The sequence below is a fragment of the Polaromonas sp. YR568 genome, assembly GCF_943369415.1.
Classification (GTDB): domain Bacteria; phylum Pseudomonadota; class Gammaproteobacteria; order Burkholderiales; family Burkholderiaceae_C; genus Polaromonas.
Genome location: NZ_CALRNF020000006.1, coordinates 12,376 through 27,048, shown reverse-complemented (window position 1 = coordinate 27,048; position 14,673 = coordinate 12,376). Strand labels below are relative to the sequence as shown.

Sequence of the window (14,673 nt, the reverse complement as noted above, 5' to 3'; positions counted from 1 at the left end):
TGAAACCACCACAACGCAGCCGCATGGCCATCTCCCCGGACGCCCGCCCTGACCCCGACCAGCTCCTGGACCGCCTGCGCGGCGAGGAAGAAAAGGCGCGCCGCGGCCGCCTGCGCATTTACTTCGGCGCCAGCGCCGGCGTGGGCAAGACCTACGCCATGCTGAGCGCCGCGCAGCGCGAGCGCAAGGCCGGGCGGGACGTGCTGGTCGGCGTGGTGGAAACCCACGGCCGCGCCGAAACCATGGAGCTGCTGGCCGGGCTGGAGCAGCTGCCTTTGCACGAGGTGGCCTACCGCGGCCGCACGCTCAAGGAGTTCGACCTGGACGCGGCGCTGGCGCGCAAGCCGGCCGTGCTGCTGGTCGACGAGCTCGCGCACAGCAATGTGGACGGTTCGCGCCACGCCAAGCGCTGGCAGGACGTGCATGAGCTGCTGGAGGCCGGCATCGACGTCTGGTCGGCCGTCAACGTGCAGCATCTGGAAAGCCTCAACGGCACGGTGGGCGCCATCACCGGCATACGTGTGCATGAAACCGTGCCCGATACCGTGCTGGACGGCGCCGACGAAATCATCCTGGTGGACGTCACGCCCGACGAGCTGATGGCGCGCCTCAAAGCCGGCAAGGTCTACATGCCGCAGCAGGCCGAGCGCGCGGCGCAGAATTTTTTCCGCAAGGGCAACCTGATCGCGCTGCGCGAGATTGCGCTCAGGCGCACGGCCGAGCATGTGGAAGACGACGTGCGCAGCTACCGCGTCGAAAAATCCATCGCCCCGGTCTGGAACACCGAAGGCGCCATCCTCGCCTGCATAGGCCCGCGCGAAGGCGCGGAGCAGACGGTGCGCACGGCGGCGCGCCTGGCCGGCCAGCTCAATGTGCGCTGGCACGCGGCCTATGTGGAAACGCCGCGCCTTCAGCTGCTGGAGGTCGCCCGGCGCGACCGCATCCTGGCCGTGATCCAGCTGGCCGAGGAACTGGGCGCGGCCACGGCGGTGTTGACCGGCAATGACGCCGCCGCCGAACTGGTGGCGCAGGCGCAGCAGCTCAATTGCGCGACGCTGGTGGTGGGCCGCCCGCAGCTGCAGGGCTGGCGCGCGCTGTGGGCCGGCACTACCATGACGCGCCGCCTCGCGACGCTGGCGCCCACGCTGGACATCGTCGAGGTGGGCCATGCCGACAGCGCGCGGCGGCTGGCGCGCGCGGTGCAGCGTTCGGCCGAGGACGACGAGGCCGCGGCCTGGCGCGGCAAGCTGCCGGGTTATGCCTGGGCGGCGGCCGGCAGCGCGGCCGTCACCGTGCTGGCGCTGCCGCTGCTGGCTTACTTCGACCTGGCCAACATCGTCATGCTGTTCCTGCTGGGCACGGTGCTGGTGGCGCTGAAGTTCGGGCGCGGGCCGGCGGCGCTGGCGGCATTCCTCAATGTGGCGGCCTTTGACTACTTCTTTGTCGCGCCGCGGCTCTCGTTTGTCGTCAGCGACGTGCAATACCTGATGACTTTCGGCGTGATGCTGGTGGTGGGCCTGCTGACCGGCCAGCTCACGGCGGGCCTGCGCTTCCAGGCGCGCATCGCGGCCAGCCGCGAGCGCCGCGCGCAGTCGCTGTTCGAGCTCACGCGCGATTTGTCGGCCGCGCTGCTGAGCGAGCAGGTCATCGAACTGGGCGAGGCCGCCGCGCAGCGCAACTTCGGCGGCCAGGCGCTGGTGCTGGCCACCGACGGGCATGACCAGTTGCTGCCGCCCGCAAAGCCGCCGGCCGGTTTTGACGCCAGCGTGGCCGACTGGGTGTTCCGCAACGAGCAGCCGGCCGGGCTGGCCACGGCCACGCTGTCGGCCCAGGCCTGGCATTACCTGCCGCTCAAGGCGCCCATGCGGGTGCGCGGCGTGCTGGCGGTCAAGCCCGCGCAGGCGCGCTGGCTGCTGATCCCCGAGCAGGTACAGCAGCTTGAGACGCTGGCGCGCCAGGTCGCGATCGCGCTGGAGCGTGTGCACTACGTGGAAGTGGCCCAGCAGGCGGTGGTGCAGATGGAATCGGAAAAACTGCGCAACATGCTGCTGGCGGCGATTTCGCACGACGTGCGCACGCCGCTGACGGCGCTGATAGGCCTGGCCGATTCCCTGCAACGCACGGCGCCGCCGCTGAGCGACGAGCAGCAGCAGGCGGCGCGCGCCATCGCCGGCGAGGCGCGCCACCTGAGCGCGCTGGTCAACAACCTGCTGGACATGGCGCGGCTGCAAAGCGGCGCCGTCAACCTGCGCAGCGACTGGCAGTCGGTCGAGGAAATCGTCGGCTCGGCGATACGCCAGTCGCAGCACGCGCTGGCCGGCCGGGCCGTGGTGACGGCGCTGCCGGCCGACCTGCCGCTGGTCGAGTTCGACGCGGTGCTGATGGAGCGCGTGCTGGTCAACCTGCTGGAAAACGCCGCCAAGTACGGCAAACCGCCGATTGAGGTCAGCGCCCAGGTGACGGACACGGCGCTGTTGCTCACCGTGCGCGACCACGGCCCCGGCCTGCCGGCCGCGCTCAAGGGCCGCGAGCACGAGCTGTTTGAAAAATTCACGCGCGGCGCGCCCGAATCGGCCACGCCGGGCGTGGGCCTGGGCCTGGCGATCTGCCAGGCGGTGGTGCAGGCGCACCGCGGGCAAATCACCGCAGGCAATGCGGCGGGCGGTGGTGCAGAATTCACCATCACCCTGCCGCGGCGCGCGCCGCCCCAGGGCCTGCCCGAAACCGCCTGAGATCCTTCCTCTTCAACCATGTCCCAGCCCACCCCCGTCGCCGTCGTCATTGAAGACGAGCCGCAGATACGCCGCTTTGTGCGCGCGGCGCTGGAGGCCGAGGGCTGGCAGGTGTTCGAGGCCGACACCGCCCAGCGCGGGCTGACCGAGGCCGGCACGCGCAAGCCCGACCTGCTGGTGCTGGACCTGGGCCTGCCCGACGGCGACGGGCTGGACGTGATCCGCGACGTGCGCGGCTGGTCGGCCGTGCCGATCGTGGTGCTGTCGGCGCGTGCCGACGAAGCCGACAAGATCGCCGCGCTGGACGCCGGCGCCGATGACTACCTGACCAAGCCCTTCGGCGTGGGCGAGCTGCTGGCCCGGGTGCGCGCCAACCTGCGCCGCCCGCGCGCGGCCGGCGCCGACGGCGCGCCCGAGGAGCCGGTGTTCAGCTTCGGCGAGGTGGAAGTCGACCGCCAGGCGCGCCTGGTGCGGCGCGGCGGCGTGGAAGTGCACCTGACGCCCATTGAATACCGCCTGCTCAACGTGCTGCTCAGCCACGCCGGCCGGGTGCTGACGCACCGGCAACTGCTGCGCGAAGTGTGGGGCCCTTCGCACGCGGAGCAAAACCACTATTTGCGCATCTACATGGGCCATTTGCGCCAGAAGCTCGAAGCCGACCCGGCCCAGCCCACCCACCTGCTGACCGAAACCGGGGTCGGTTACCGGCTCTGGGTGGGACAATAGCCGGAACCGCCAGGCAACCCGGCCCGCAATCAAGTACCCAGCCCATGCAAGACCCCCTCAAACCCGCCCCCGGCCCCAAACCCGCGGGCGCCGCCGTCCGCATCCCCAAACCCGCCGCGCCGGCCGCCGCACCGGGCGCGCCCGCGCCCACCGTGCGGCTGAACAAGCGCATGGCCGAATTGGGCCTGTGCTCGCGCCGCGAGGCCGACGACTGGATCGCGCGCGGCTGGGTGCGCGTGAACGGCGCACCCGCCGTGATGGGCCAGCCCGTGGCCCCGGACGCGCGCATCGAGATCGACCGCCAGGCCGAGCAGCAGCAGCGCCAGCAGGTCACCATCCTGATCAACAAGCCGGTGGGTTACGTCAGCGGCCAGGCCGAAGACGGCCATGAGCCGGCCGTGGTGCTGGTGCAGCCGCAAAACCGCTGGCGCGAATGCAACAGCCGCATGCGCTGGGGCCACGAACAATTGCGCGGCCTGGCGCCGGCGGGGCGGCTGGACATCGACTCCATAGGCCTCCTGGTGCTGACGCAGGACGGGCGCGTGGCGCGCCAGCTGATCGGTGAGGACTCGGAAATCGAAAAAGAGTATTTGGTGCGTGTCACTTACAACACTGAAAGGGGCCCCGAAACGGTCGATGTGCAGTCGGTGTTCCCGCCCGAAAAGCTGGCCCTGCTGAACCACGGCCTGAGCCTGGACGGCCAGCCGCTGCGGCCGGCCAAGGTGTCCTGGCAAAACCCCGAGCAACTGCGGTTTGTGCTCACGGAAGGCAAAAAACGCCAGATCCGCCGCATGTGCGAGCAGGTGGGCCTGTTTGTGACCGGGCTCAAGCGCGTGCGCATAGGCCAGGTCAACCTGGGCCACCTGCCGGTGGGGCAGTGGCGTTACCTCGCGCCGCACGAGCACTTCTAGGCCGCTTTTAACCCCACTGCCGGTGTGGGGCGGGTAGTGCTCTGTCCTACCCGGATGCAGGCCAACGGATTGCAGCTTATGTTTTGCCGCGGCCTAAAGTGGGTTGTATGGCACTCATCACATACCTCGTCGAAGACAACAAGATCGTTCTGGACAACCTCGTCGAGGCGCTCCAGGAGATCGCCGCTGTCGAGATCACGGGGCACAGTGCCACCCAGGCCGAGGCCACCCAATGGCTGCGCATGCACGACGGCGAATGGCACCTGGCCATCGTCGACCTCTTTTTGAAAGAGGGCAGCGGGCTGGGCGTGCTGGCGGGCTGCCGCAAGCGCGAGCCCTACCAGAAGGTGGTGGTGCTCACGAACTACGCCACGGACGAAATCCGCCGCCGCGCCATGGACCTGGGCGCCGACGCGGTGTTCGACAAATCCAGCGAGCTGGACGGCCTGTTCGCCTACTGCGCCGAACAGACGGCCCAGGAGGTGAAACCGGCCAACCAGCAGGCCCAGCGCGCGGCCGTGGCACGCAACCGGGAAGCGCACGCCATGCAAACGCGCAGGACACCTTCGGGTTCCTGAGGCCTGCTGCCGCTGGAATGGGCGGCCTTGGGGCGGCCTTGGGGCGGCCGTCGGCCACTACCGCGTCAAGCCGGGCGACGCCTGGCGGGTGTGCCCGGATCTCAATTCGGGCTTTGACGCGACGGGCGGCGTGGTGTCCACCGCCTCCGACATGGTGCGCTGGGACGGCGCGCTTAAAAGCGGCGCCGTGCTGTCGGCCGCCAGCCTGGCGCGCATGCGCACGCCGGCCGCGCTGGCCGGCGGAAAGGCCGCGCCCATAGGCATGGGGCTGGCGGCGCTGGGCGGGCCGGGCAGCTACGGCGCGGCGGGGCAGACGGTCAGCTTTGCCGCGGCCAATGCGAGCTACGGCAGCGGCTACGACGTGGTGCTGCTGGCCAACGGCAGCAACACGATTGGCGACGCGGCCTACCCGCGCTTCGTGCTGGCCGCGCGCATCCACAACGTGCTCAACCCGGGCGCGCCCGAGCCGGTGCCGGCGCTGCCGCCCGCCACCGGCATCATCGAGCCCACCCCGCCGGCGGAGTTGTTGAGCCTGTGCAAATAGCTGGTGCGCGCGCGGCTGTGCCTCCACAATGGGGCATGCGCACACCCGACCCGTCCAGCCTGCTGCCCACCTGGCTGCATGTCTCCGATATCCAGGGCCTGGCGCAGCTTGCCACGCAGGCCACGCTGGGCGTCACGGGCCTGGTCGAAAACGTGCAGGGCAACGTCTACAAGGCGGTCGCCGCGCCCTTCGGTCCGTTGGGCGCGAAGTTCGTGGATCGCAAGCCGGGCGCCAGCGGCGTGCGCGCGCTGGGCATCACCGGCCTGGTCTACGGCGGCATCAAGGGCGTGACGCGGCTGGCCGGCGGCACGGCCAACGCGCTGCTGTCGCGCGCGGCGGCGAAGCCCGATACGCGACCCTCGACGCCGCAGCGCGAGGCCATGCTGTCGGCGCTCAATGGCGTGCTGGGCGACCGGCTGGCGGAGACGGCCAATCCGCTGGCGATTTCCATGCGCCTGCGTTCGCAAGGCCTGCCGCTGCTGCTGGAGCCGCAGGCGCTGGCCGACCGGCTGCCGGGCGCGACGGGAAAGCTGCTGGTGATGGTGCACGGCCTGTGCATGAACGACCTGCAATGGGGTCACGGCGAGCAGCTGGCGCGCGAGCTGGGCTGCACGCCCGTCTACCTGCACTACAACACGGGCCTGCACACCTCGGCCAACGGCGAGCAGATGGCCGGCTTGCTGCAGCAACTGGTGAAGGCCTGGCCGCAGCCGGTGCAGGAGATCACGCTGCTGGTGCACAGCATGGGCGGCCTGGTGGCGCGCAGCGCCTGCCGCCAGGCGGGCGAAGCCGGCCACAGCTGGCTGGCGCAGCTCAAGGCGCTGGTGTTCCTGGGCACGCCGCACCACGGCGCGCCGCTGGAGCGCCTGGGCAGCTGGGTGGACGGCGTGCTGGGCGGCAACATCGTGACCAGACCTTTCGCGAAGATAGGCCAGGTGCGCAGCGCCGGCATCACCGACCTGCGTTACGGCAACCTGCTGCAGGCCGACTGGCACGACGCGGGGCGCTTTGAGCGCGGCCCCGATGCGCGGCAAGCCGTGCCCCTGCCGGCCGGCGTGGCCTGCTACACCGTGGCGGCCACCACGCTGGCGCCCGGCAACGGCCCCCTGGTGGCGGTGCGCGAGGCGCTGGCCCGCAAGATGGTGGGCGACGGCCTGGTGTCGCTGGACAGCGCGCTGGGCCTGCATGCGGAACCGGGCCGCTGCCTGGCGTTTCCGCCGGAAAACCAGTGGATCGCGCAGGGCATGAACCACATGGAATTGCTCAGGCGGCCCGAGGTGACGCGGCAGGTGCTGCGCTGGCTGCGCGCGGTATAGCCCCCGCCGGGCTGCCGGCTAAAACCCAACCGTGATGGTATGCGTCTGGCTGGCGCTGCAGGCGCCGCTGGCGCAGGTGCCGGACTGGTTGGCCGTGGCCGTGCCGTTGACGTTGAAGTTCTGCCCGGCGCCCGTGCCGGTGCCCGAGGGCGCGCTCATGGCCAGGCTGTAGTTCAGGCCCAGCAGGGTGCCGGTGCTGGGCGGGCCTATCGTCAGGGTGTAGGGAGTGTTGTAGGTGCAGCTGAGCTGGAAGGCCGAGCTCCCGGTGGCGGCCGTCGCCGTGAAGGAGGTGTAGTTGATGGTCATCGGCGTGGGGGCCGAGCTGAAATAACAGGAGTGCTGGATGCTGGCGCTCACGCCGAAGCTGGTGACGGCGAGGATGGCGCCGGTGGCGGTGCTCAGGATGTTGCTTTCGCGGACCGTGACGGAAACGGCCAGGTCGTCGTAAATGCCGGCGGGCTTGCCGGTTTGCGGAGTGGGGATGCGCAGGTAGTAGGGATAGGAGAAGGACTGGGCCGTGTTGTTGTTGGCCATCCGGTAGACCACGCCGCCGTTGGTCGTCGAGGTGTTGGCGACGCCGGTGGCCTCGGTCCATAAGCCCGATCCGTAGGTGCGGTGGTAAATCTCGTAGGTCAGCGTCTGGGTGCCGTTTTGCCGCGTCATGGCGCGGCCGGCGGGCGGCTCACCCTGGTTGATGCCGATGTAGATGTAGGGCCGCGCGGCATCGCCGGCCTGCTTGGTGCAACTGCCGCTGACGGTGCCCGTGAACTGCGTCGCGGTGCCGGTGGCGTACAGCGTGGACAGCGGCACCGAGGTGGCCGTGACGTTGCAGGTGACCGCCTGAGCCGGCCCGCCCGCCGCGAACGCGGCCAGCAAAAAGAGAAACTTCAGCACAAGGTGTTTCAACGGCGTACTCCAGAACATGTCAGGGGGCCCACGCGCGCGATGTCGTCCTGGGTGGTTGCGGGAGGCAGGTTTACCGCGAAGGTACAGCTTGCGCCCTCCCAATTCAAGCGCAACTGGTTCGCGGGCTGCAATCCCGTGATAAAAGCCTCACCGCGGCGGGCGACGAAGAACTCCTGCTTGTCGCCGATCAGTTCGATCCCGGCGCCCGCGGGCGCGGGCTCGCCGTCGTCGAACACGATCCTGACCAGCGCGCCGCGGCCGCTGCGCACCGGGAACTTGACGATCACGCCGGTGCGGTTTCCCGGCACCACCTGCTGCTCGATGCTGTCGAGTTCGGCGCTGATGGGCAGCTCGCTCGGGTCCAGCCGTATGCTGTTGGACTGGTAGGGCAGGAGGCGCGGCACCAGCGCCTTGCCGTCCTTGTTGGTGCGCGCCAGCACGCTGCCCTGGAAGCCCACGCCGACATTCGCATAGCCGGGCACCTCGACCAGCGCGAAGCTGTCCTGGATGGGCCGCGAGGCGAAGACCTCGCCGTCGATGGCCACCAGCCCGCCCTGCGCGCCCAGGCGCACGGTCTGCTGCCCCGACGAGGCGTTGACGTCCGCCGTGACCATGCCCTGGGTGCCCTGGTAGTAGAGGCCGCCCTCGGCATAGCTTTGCCCGGTCCGCCGGCCCGCCAGCGTGCGCCAGGAGAGGCCGGTGACGTCGCTCATGCCCTGGTTGGCGCTGACGTAGCCGTCGCTCTGGCCGTTGCGGTGCGAGGCGCTGGCCGACAGCGTGAGCTGCTTTTCAAGCGGCACCAGCAGGCTGACGCCGACCGAGGTGGCGCTGGCCGCGCCGCCGGGCTGGCCGCTGACGTGCACGACGTTGAAAGACAGCGAACTGCGCTCGCCCACGCGTATCGAGTAGTTGGCGCTGTAGGTGCTGAGCGTGCCCTGGTCGTAGCTGGCGACGCGGGCAAAGCCCAGGCCCAGGGCGCCCAGGCGCTCGGCCGAGTAGGTGTAGCTGCCCGAGATCTGGCGCCGGTAGGCCAGCGAATTGACCTCCTGGCCGATCTGCCGGTAGCCGCGCGAGGCGCCTTCGCTGCGCAGGGTGAACCCGTGGCGCAGGCTGGAATGCTGCAGCGCGGCCAGCCACTGCTGCCCGCGCCCGAAGGTGTTGTCGCGGCTGACGGCCACCCCGAGCTGTCCCAGCATGCTGAAGGGCAGGGCCTGCACCAGCCCCACGCCCGCGCCCTGGGTTTCGCGCCCGAGCTCGCCGCGCGTCTCCAGCGTCAGGTTCTTGGTGAGGCCGTAGCGCAGCAGCCCCGAGCCGAACACCTGGCCGTAGTCGGCGTTGCTGGTGCCCAGGTCGCGGCGCACGGCGCCGGCTTCCACGCTCCAGTCGCTCAGGCCTTCCTCGAGCAGCTCGGCGTGGCTGAAAAAATCCTGCACCAGCACGGTTTCGCGGCCGAGCACGTCGCGCACCACGATGCGGGCCTGGCCGTTGCCGGTGAGCAGCGGGAAGTTGTCGATGGCGAAAGGCCCGGTCGGCACCTGCGAGGTCTGGCGCAGCGCGTCGTTGATGTAGAGCTCCACCGTGCTGGGCGCGCTGGACAGGCCGGTCACCACCGGCAGGGGCTGGGCGATGAAGCCGGGCGTGAAGCCGAAGTTGCGGCTGAGCTGCACGCCGCCGAAGTACACCGAGCGCCCCCAGCTGCCGCTGCGCGTGCTGCTGTCGCCCAGGCGCAGTGTCAGGTTGTCGTCGGGCAGGTCGCGCGTGAAGGTGGTCTCCAGCCGGCGCAGGGTGCGCGGCGCCAGCGGGTCGGTGCTGGTGATGTTGCGCGCCGCGTAGGTGCTGGTAAACACGCCCAGCGCATTGGAGGCGCCCAGCTCCAGCAGCGCGCTCAGGTCCTGGGTGGAGCCGAGGTCGCGCTGCGCGCTGCGGGTGTAGCTGAGGTCGTAGTTGGCGAAGATGCCCAGCGTGGGCGGCGTCAGCGGCAGGCGCTCGGCCGACGGCTGGCCCAGCCGCGTGGCGGCGAAGGCCTGGGGCTGGAATTTGAGATCGACCGACTGGTTGGCGAAGTCGAGTTGCGCGTCAAAGCCCGGTACGGCCGACAGCGGGTACCACTGCTGGCCCTGGTGCTCGAAGGGGACGGCGGTGGGGCGCAAAGTGACACGCCACTCCTCGAAGGCGTCGGCCGGCGCGTACAGGGTGCCGCCGCGCTCCATCAACACCCAGCTGCCGGACGGGGCGCCGTTGACGGTGACTTCCAGCGGCAGCATGCGCAGCGCCGTGGGCGAGCCCTGGATGACGCGGTCCGCTGCCGCCGCGGGTGCGCGCGCAGTGGCGGTGCCCAGCGCCGGTGACAGCTGCAGCCTGGCGGGGGGCAGGTCGGTGGCCGGCCCGGCAGCCAGCAGCGGCATGGCCGCGGCGAACAGTGCGCAGCCGCAACCGGCCCGGATCAGGGCGCGGGCCAGGGGGCGCAGGCAGGGGTCGGCGATGGGGCGGTCTCGCATGGGCTGGTGGTCGGTGCGCGGCGGGCGGGCCCGCCCGGCGCGCTGCGGGCTTCAGGGAAGCGTGATGTCGAAGGTTTGCGATTTGCCGTCGTCAAAACTCACGCCGAGCTGCGCCGCGCCGGGCGCGATGGCCTGCTCGCCCTTGGCGCTCATGACCTGGCGGGCGCCGGGCAGGATGTAGGTGCCGCCTTCAAACTTCGCCAGCACCTGGGTGCCGCGCTTGACCAGCACTTCGCGGACCTGCGCATAGGCCGTGCCGCTGTTGCTGCAGGTGACGTTCAGGGCCTGCGCCGCGCCGCGCTCGGCCTGGCACACCACGTCGCGCTTGGCCGGCGGGGGGGTGATGAACACGGGCATGGACAAGGCCAGCGCTATCGGCACCTGGATGGTCTTGTCGCGCGATGCCACGGCTTCGGGCACCTCGCGCATGATCATGCGGTAGATCAGCTGGCGGCTGGCGTCGGCGGGCTTGAGCAGCGCCAGGCGCACGACCTGGCGCGCATTGGGCGCCAGCTTGATGATGGGCGGCGAAAGAATCAGGTCTTCGGTGGGCACCTGCTCGTCGGTGCCGTCGGGCTTCTGCGTCCAGGCGTTCAGGTCGGCCTGCAGCACGACTTCCGTGTCGCCTTCGTTGGTGATGGTCACAGCCACCGCGCGGTCGCGCGGCGTCATGTAGATGCGCACCGGCGTCACCGAGAACACGCCCGCCAGCGCGGGCGCCGGTGCCGCCGACAGCACGCCGATTGCTAACAAAATGATAGCGGCGGGGCCGTACAGAGCGGGAGCCGAGGCCGGGCGGTGCAGTTGAGGGAAGAGCTTCATGCCCCGAGCTTAACAGCCCTTGACAGCCGCCGTGCCACTTAAAACCTTACCAGCATTTCCTGCGGCCCGGCCGAGCCGTAGGCGTTGTAAATCCGCAATCCGGTGACGGTGCTCGCACCCGTGGTCGTGGTGGTCGTGGCATTGCCTGCGGCGCCGGTGCCCAGGTTGTAGCGAAAGGGGCTGTCGTGCGTGCCGAGAAAGGGTTTACCCGGTGACGGGGCGATGCTGACAAACTGGCTTGTGGCGCACACCACGCGCACCACGGCGTTGGTGGGCTCGGTGAGCGTTTCGCTGGTGCAGGCCAATGGCCGCGGGATGGGTGCCCTGAGTCCGCTTGTCACGCCCGGCACCACCGAGTTGGCGCTGCGCAGCGTGATGCTGACGTTCAGGAAAGCCGGGGCCGATCCCGCCATCGCCGCGCCCGTCCACAGGCCGGCGGCAACAGCCAGCCAGGCGCGGTGGGTCGGGGGTTTCATGCGGGACACCGGGACGGTCGTTGACTCAATAAACGACGTAGATCGTGCGGGTCTTGTTGGTCGCGGCGCTGTTGGTACATGCACCGCCGGCGGTTGCGCAGGTGCCGGACTGGCCCAGGGCCATGGTGCCGGTCACGGTGTAAGCCTGGTCGACGCCGCTGCCGGTGCCGGTGGTGGCCGACAGGCCCAGCGTGTAGGCCAGGTTCACCGCGTTGTCGGTCACGGCGTCGGTCGTGGCCGGTGTGGCGACGTTGGTAAAGCCGATCTTGTACGGCAGGGTGTTGGTGCACTTCATGTTGAAGGTGCCGCCGGAGGCCGTGGCCGCCGTCGTCTGGAACGAGGTGTAGTTGAACACCACGGCATTCATGGTGCCGAACACGCATTTCGACGTCAGGTTGATCGTCACCGCCACGGTGGCCGAGTCGGTAGCGGCCTGCACCGGAGAGGTCAGAATGGCGGCCAGCGCCATGACACCTGAGACAAGAAGTTTTTTCATGACAGCGCTTTAAATCCCTGGATCAATAAACGACGTAAATCGTGCGGTTCTTGTTCGTTGCGGCGGTATTGACGCAGGCGCCGCCCAGGGCCGCGCAGTTGCCGGACTGGCCCAGGGCCATGGTACCGGTCACGGTGTAAGCCTGGTCGACGCCGGTGCCGGTGCCGGTGGTGGCCGACAGGCCCAGCGAGTAGGCCAGGTTGACGGCGTCATCGGTCACCGCATCGGCGATGGCCGGTGTGGGCGCGTTGGTGAAACCGACCTTGTACGGCAGGGTGTTGGTGCACTTCATGTTGAAGGTGCCGCCGGAGGCCGTGGCCGCCGTCGTCTGGAACGAGGTGTAGCTGAACACCACGGGAGCAACGGCACCGAACACGCATTTGGACGTCAGGTTGATGGTGACGGCGACGGTGGAGGAATCGTTGGCTGCCTGGGCGGGTGCCGACAGGATGGCGGCGAAGGCGAGGGCGGTAACTAAAATGATCTTTTTCATGACTGTTCTCCAGTTAGGACGGAAACAAGGACGAGGCAAGCGGGGCAAACGGGACAAATTTCGAAGTGATTGGACTGTAACCAGGTATTTCAGAAATCAGTTTATATGTAACTGTAATAGCGCCTTCATGTGGGCAATTTGTCACGTCAAACCCTTGAAATACTTGGATTTATTTTTAAATGAGGCCCAAATACCTACATGTAAAAAATGTAAATGTGGCTTCTTGATGGCACTTTTCACCTTCATTTGCGGTGAATTCGTAACAAACATGAAACAACTATGACCCAGACCATGCAAAAACAAACCCTCTCCTTCCAGGCCGAAGTCGCCCAGCTGCTCAAGCTGGTCACGCACTCCCTCTACTCGAACCCCGAGATCTTTCTGCGCGAGCTGATTTCCAATGCCTCGGACGCCTGCGACAAGCTGCGCTTTGAGGCGCTCAACGACGCGTCGCTCTACGAAAACGACGCCGAACTCAAGGTGAAGGTGAGCTTCGACAAGGCCGCCAATACGCTGACGATCACCGACAACGGCATAGGCCTGTCGCAGCAGGAAGCCATCGACAACCTGGGCACCATCGCCAAGAGCGGCACGCGCGACTTCATGGCCAAGCTCTCGGGCGACCAGAAAAACGATGCGCAGCTGATAGGCCAGTTCGGCGTGGGCTTTTATTCGGGCTTTATCGTGGCCGACAGGATCACGGTGGAAAGCCGCCGCGCGGGCCTGCCGGCCGGCCAGGGCGTGCGCTGGAGCAGCGACGGCACCGGCGAGTTCGAGGTCAGCGAGATCGAGCGCGCCGAGCGCGGCACCAGCATCATCCTGCACGTGAAGGAAGACGCGCTCGACTACCTCAACGCCTGGAAGCTCAAGGGCATCGTCAACAAATACTCCGACCACATCTCGCTGCCCATCCTGATGGCCAAAGAGGAATGGAAAGAGGGCGAAAACGACCAGCCCGGCGAGATGGTGGCGACCGGCGAGTGGGAAACCGTCAACCAGGCCGCGGCCCTGTGGACGCGCGCCAAGAAAGACATCACGCAGGACCAGTACGACGAGTTCTACCGCCAGCTCAGCTACGACAGCGAGGCGCCGCTGGCCACCACGCACAACCGCGTGGAAGGCGCCACGGAATACACGCAGCTGCTGTTCATCCCGGCCAAGGCGCCCATGGACATGTTCAACCGCGACAAGGCCGCGGGCGTGAAGCTCTACGTCAAGCGCGTTTTCATCATGGACGACGCCCAGGCGCTGATGCCGACCTACCTGCGCTTCGTCAAGGGCGTGGTGGACTCGTCCGACCTGCCGCTCAACGTCTCGCGCGAACTGCTGCAGGAAAGCCGCGCCGTCAAGGCCATCCGCGAAGGCTGCACCAAGCGCGTGCTGGGCATGATCGAAGACCTGGCCGCCAACGACGCCGACAAGTTCAAGACCTTTTACGCCGAGTTCGGCGCCGTGCTCAAGGAAGGCCTGGGCGAAGACTTCGCCAACCGCGACCGCCTGGCCAAACTGCTGCGCTTCGCCTCATCGACCACCGACACGGTGAGCGTGGGCTTTGCCGACTACAAGGCCCGCATGAAGGAAGGCCAGGACGCGATCTACTACATCACCGCCGACACGCTGGCCGCCGCGAAGAACAGCCCGCAACTCGAGATCTTCCGCAAGAAGGGCATCGAAGTGCTGCTGATGGCCGACCGCGTCGACGAGTGGGCGCTCAACTACCTGAACGAATTCGACGGCACGCCGCTGCAGTCCGTCGCCAAGGGCGCGGTGGACCTGGGCAAGCTGCAGGACGAGGACGAGAAGAAAGCCGCCGAAGAAGCGCAGACGCAGTTCAAGCCCATCCTCGACAAGCTCAAGGAAGCGCTCAAGGACAAGGCCCAGGACGTGCGCGCCACCACGCGCCTGGTCGATTCACCGGCCTGCCTGGTGGTGCAGGACGGCGACATGTCGACCCAGCTGGCCCGCATGCTCAAGCAGGCCGGCCAGGCCGTGCCCGAATCCAGGCCCATCCTGGAAGTCAACGCCCAGCACCCGCTGGTCAAAAAACTCGAAAGCAGCGAGCACTTCGACGACCTGGCGCACATCCTGTTCGATCAGGCCCTGCTGGCCGAAGGCGGCATGCCGAACGACCCGGCGGCTTATGTGCGGCGGGTGAATGCGTTGCTGGTCTAGAAA

The 14,673-nt window shown here is 68.3% G+C and carries 12 protein-coding genes and 1 pseudogene; 7 read left to right on the top strand and 6 right to left on the bottom strand.

From position 1 onward, the window contains the following. Positions 1–23: 23 nt before the first annotated feature. The 6 genes and pseudogenes from ACLV74_RS05875 (at position 24) to ACLV74_RS05850 (ending at position 6,807) form a co-directional block, all read left to right on the top strand. Entirely contained in the window at positions 24–2,732 is a 2,709-nt protein-coding gene (locus ACLV74_RS05875) for a DUF4118 domain-containing protein (protein WP_411878445.1), read from the top strand. Positions 2,733–2,750: 18 nt separating this feature from the next. Continuing rightward, positions 2,751–3,458: a two-component system response regulator KdpE gene (gene kdpE / locus ACLV74_RS05870; protein WP_411878444.1), complete on the top strand. Its 708-nt coding sequence runs from the start codon at positions 2,751–2,753 to the stop codon at positions 3,456–3,458. A 44-nt stretch (positions 3,459–3,502) separates the two neighbouring features. Then, positions 3,503–4,369: a pseudouridine synthase gene (locus ACLV74_RS05865; RefSeq protein ID WP_411878443.1), complete on the top strand. Its 867-nt coding sequence runs from the start codon at positions 3,503–3,505 to the stop codon at positions 4,367–4,369. Between the two features lie 107 nt (positions 4,370–4,476). Then, positions 4,477–4,947 carry a response regulator gene (locus tag ACLV74_RS05860; protein WP_411878442.1) on the top strand — a complete coding sequence of 157 codons (471 nt, stop codon included), beginning with the start codon at positions 4,477–4,479 and terminating at the stop codon, positions 4,945–4,947. A gap of 67 nt (positions 4,948–5,014) precedes the next feature. Beyond that, positions 5,015–5,491: pseudogene (locus ACLV74_RS05855) on the top strand (serine hydrolase); the annotation flags it as partial. A gap of 35 nt (positions 5,492–5,526) precedes the next feature. Then, positions 5,527–6,807, top strand: coding sequence for an esterase/lipase family protein (locus tag ACLV74_RS05850; RefSeq protein WP_411878441.1), 1,281 nt, complete (start codon positions 5,527–5,529; stop codon positions 6,805–6,807). 18 nt (positions 6,808–6,825) lie between these two features. On the opposite strand, the gene ACLV74_RS05845 is transcribed toward ACLV74_RS05850, so the two are convergent. The 6 genes from ACLV74_RS05845 to ACLV74_RS05820 are packed head-to-tail and all read right to left on the bottom strand — an operon-like array spanning position 6,826 to position 12,498. Continuing rightward, a complete protein-coding gene (locus tag ACLV74_RS05845) occupies positions 6,826–7,713 on the bottom strand; it encodes a spore coat protein U domain-containing protein (RefSeq protein WP_411878440.1) in 888 nt (295 codons plus the stop codon). Beyond that, positions 7,710–10,211 carry a fimbria/pilus outer membrane usher protein gene (locus tag ACLV74_RS05840; RefSeq protein WP_411878439.1) on the bottom strand — a complete coding sequence of 834 codons (2,502 nt, stop codon included), beginning with the start codon at positions 10,209–10,211 and terminating at the stop codon, positions 7,710–7,712. The genes ACLV74_RS05845 and ACLV74_RS05840 overlap by 4 nt, the downstream gene beginning before the upstream one ends. Positions 10,212–10,262: 51 nt before the next feature. Continuing rightward, positions 10,263–11,033: a molecular chaperone gene (locus ACLV74_RS05835; protein ID WP_411878438.1), complete on the bottom strand. Its 771-nt coding sequence runs from the start codon at positions 11,031–11,033 to the stop codon at positions 10,263–10,265. A gap of 38 nt (positions 11,034–11,071) precedes the next feature. Next, positions 11,072–11,509: a hypothetical protein gene (locus ACLV74_RS05830; RefSeq protein WP_411878437.1), complete on the bottom strand. Its 438-nt coding sequence runs from the start codon at positions 11,507–11,509 to the stop codon at positions 11,072–11,074. A 25-nt stretch (positions 11,510–11,534) separates the two neighbouring features. Further along, on the bottom strand, positions 11,535–12,005 hold the full coding sequence (locus tag ACLV74_RS05825) for a hypothetical protein (protein ID WP_411878436.1): 471 nt from the start codon (positions 12,003–12,005) through the stop codon (positions 11,535–11,537). 22 nt (positions 12,006–12,027) lie between these two features. Continuing rightward, on the bottom strand, positions 12,028–12,498 hold the full coding sequence (locus tag ACLV74_RS05820; RefSeq protein ID WP_411878435.1) for a spore coat protein U domain-containing protein: 471 nt from the start codon (positions 12,496–12,498) through the stop codon (positions 12,028–12,030). Between the two features lie 291 nt (positions 12,499–12,789). Between ACLV74_RS05820 and htpG the strand changes: the two genes are divergently transcribed. Then, a complete protein-coding gene (gene htpG, locus ACLV74_RS05815; protein ID WP_411878434.1) occupies positions 12,790–14,670 on the top strand; it encodes a molecular chaperone HtpG in 1,881 nt (626 codons plus the stop codon). Positions 14,671–14,673: the final 3 nt, after the last annotated feature.

Coding starts and splice junctions, on each gene's coding strand:
- ACLV74_RS05875 (WP_411878445.1), top strand. CDS start 24: ATGGCCATCTCCCCGGACGCCCGCCCTGACCCCGACCAGCTCCTGGAC.
- kdpE (WP_411878444.1), top strand. CDS start 2,751: ATGTCCCAGCCCACCCCCGTCGCCGTCGTCATTGAAGACGAGCCGCAG.
- ACLV74_RS05865 (WP_411878443.1), top strand. CDS start 3,503: ATGCAAGACCCCCTCAAACCCGCCCCCGGCCCCAAACCCGCGGGCGCC.
- ACLV74_RS05860 (WP_411878442.1), top strand. CDS start 4,477: ATGGCACTCATCACATACCTCGTCGAAGACAACAAGATCGTTCTGGAC.
- ACLV74_RS05850 (WP_411878441.1), top strand. CDS start 5,527: ATGCGCACACCCGACCCGTCCAGCCTGCTGCCCACCTGGCTGCATGTC.
- ACLV74_RS05840 (WP_411878439.1), bottom strand. CDS start 10,211: ATGCGAGACCGCCCCATCGCCGACCCCTGCCTGCGCCCCCTGGCCCGC.
- ACLV74_RS05835 (WP_411878438.1), bottom strand. CDS start 11,033: ATGAAGCTCTTCCCTCAACTGCACCGCCCGGCCTCGGCTCCCGCTCTG.
- ACLV74_RS05830 (WP_411878437.1), bottom strand. CDS start 11,509: ATGAAACCCCCGACCCACCGCGCCTGGCTGGCTGTTGCCGCCGGCCTG.
- ACLV74_RS05825 (WP_411878436.1), bottom strand. CDS start 12,005: ATGAAAAAACTTCTTGTCTCAGGTGTCATGGCGCTGGCCGCCATTCTG.
- ACLV74_RS05820 (WP_411878435.1), bottom strand. CDS start 12,498: ATGAAAAAGATCATTTTAGTTACCGCCCTCGCCTTCGCCGCCATCCTG.
- htpG (WP_411878434.1), top strand. CDS start 12,790: ATGCAAAAACAAACCCTCTCCTTCCAGGCCGAAGTCGCCCAGCTGCTC.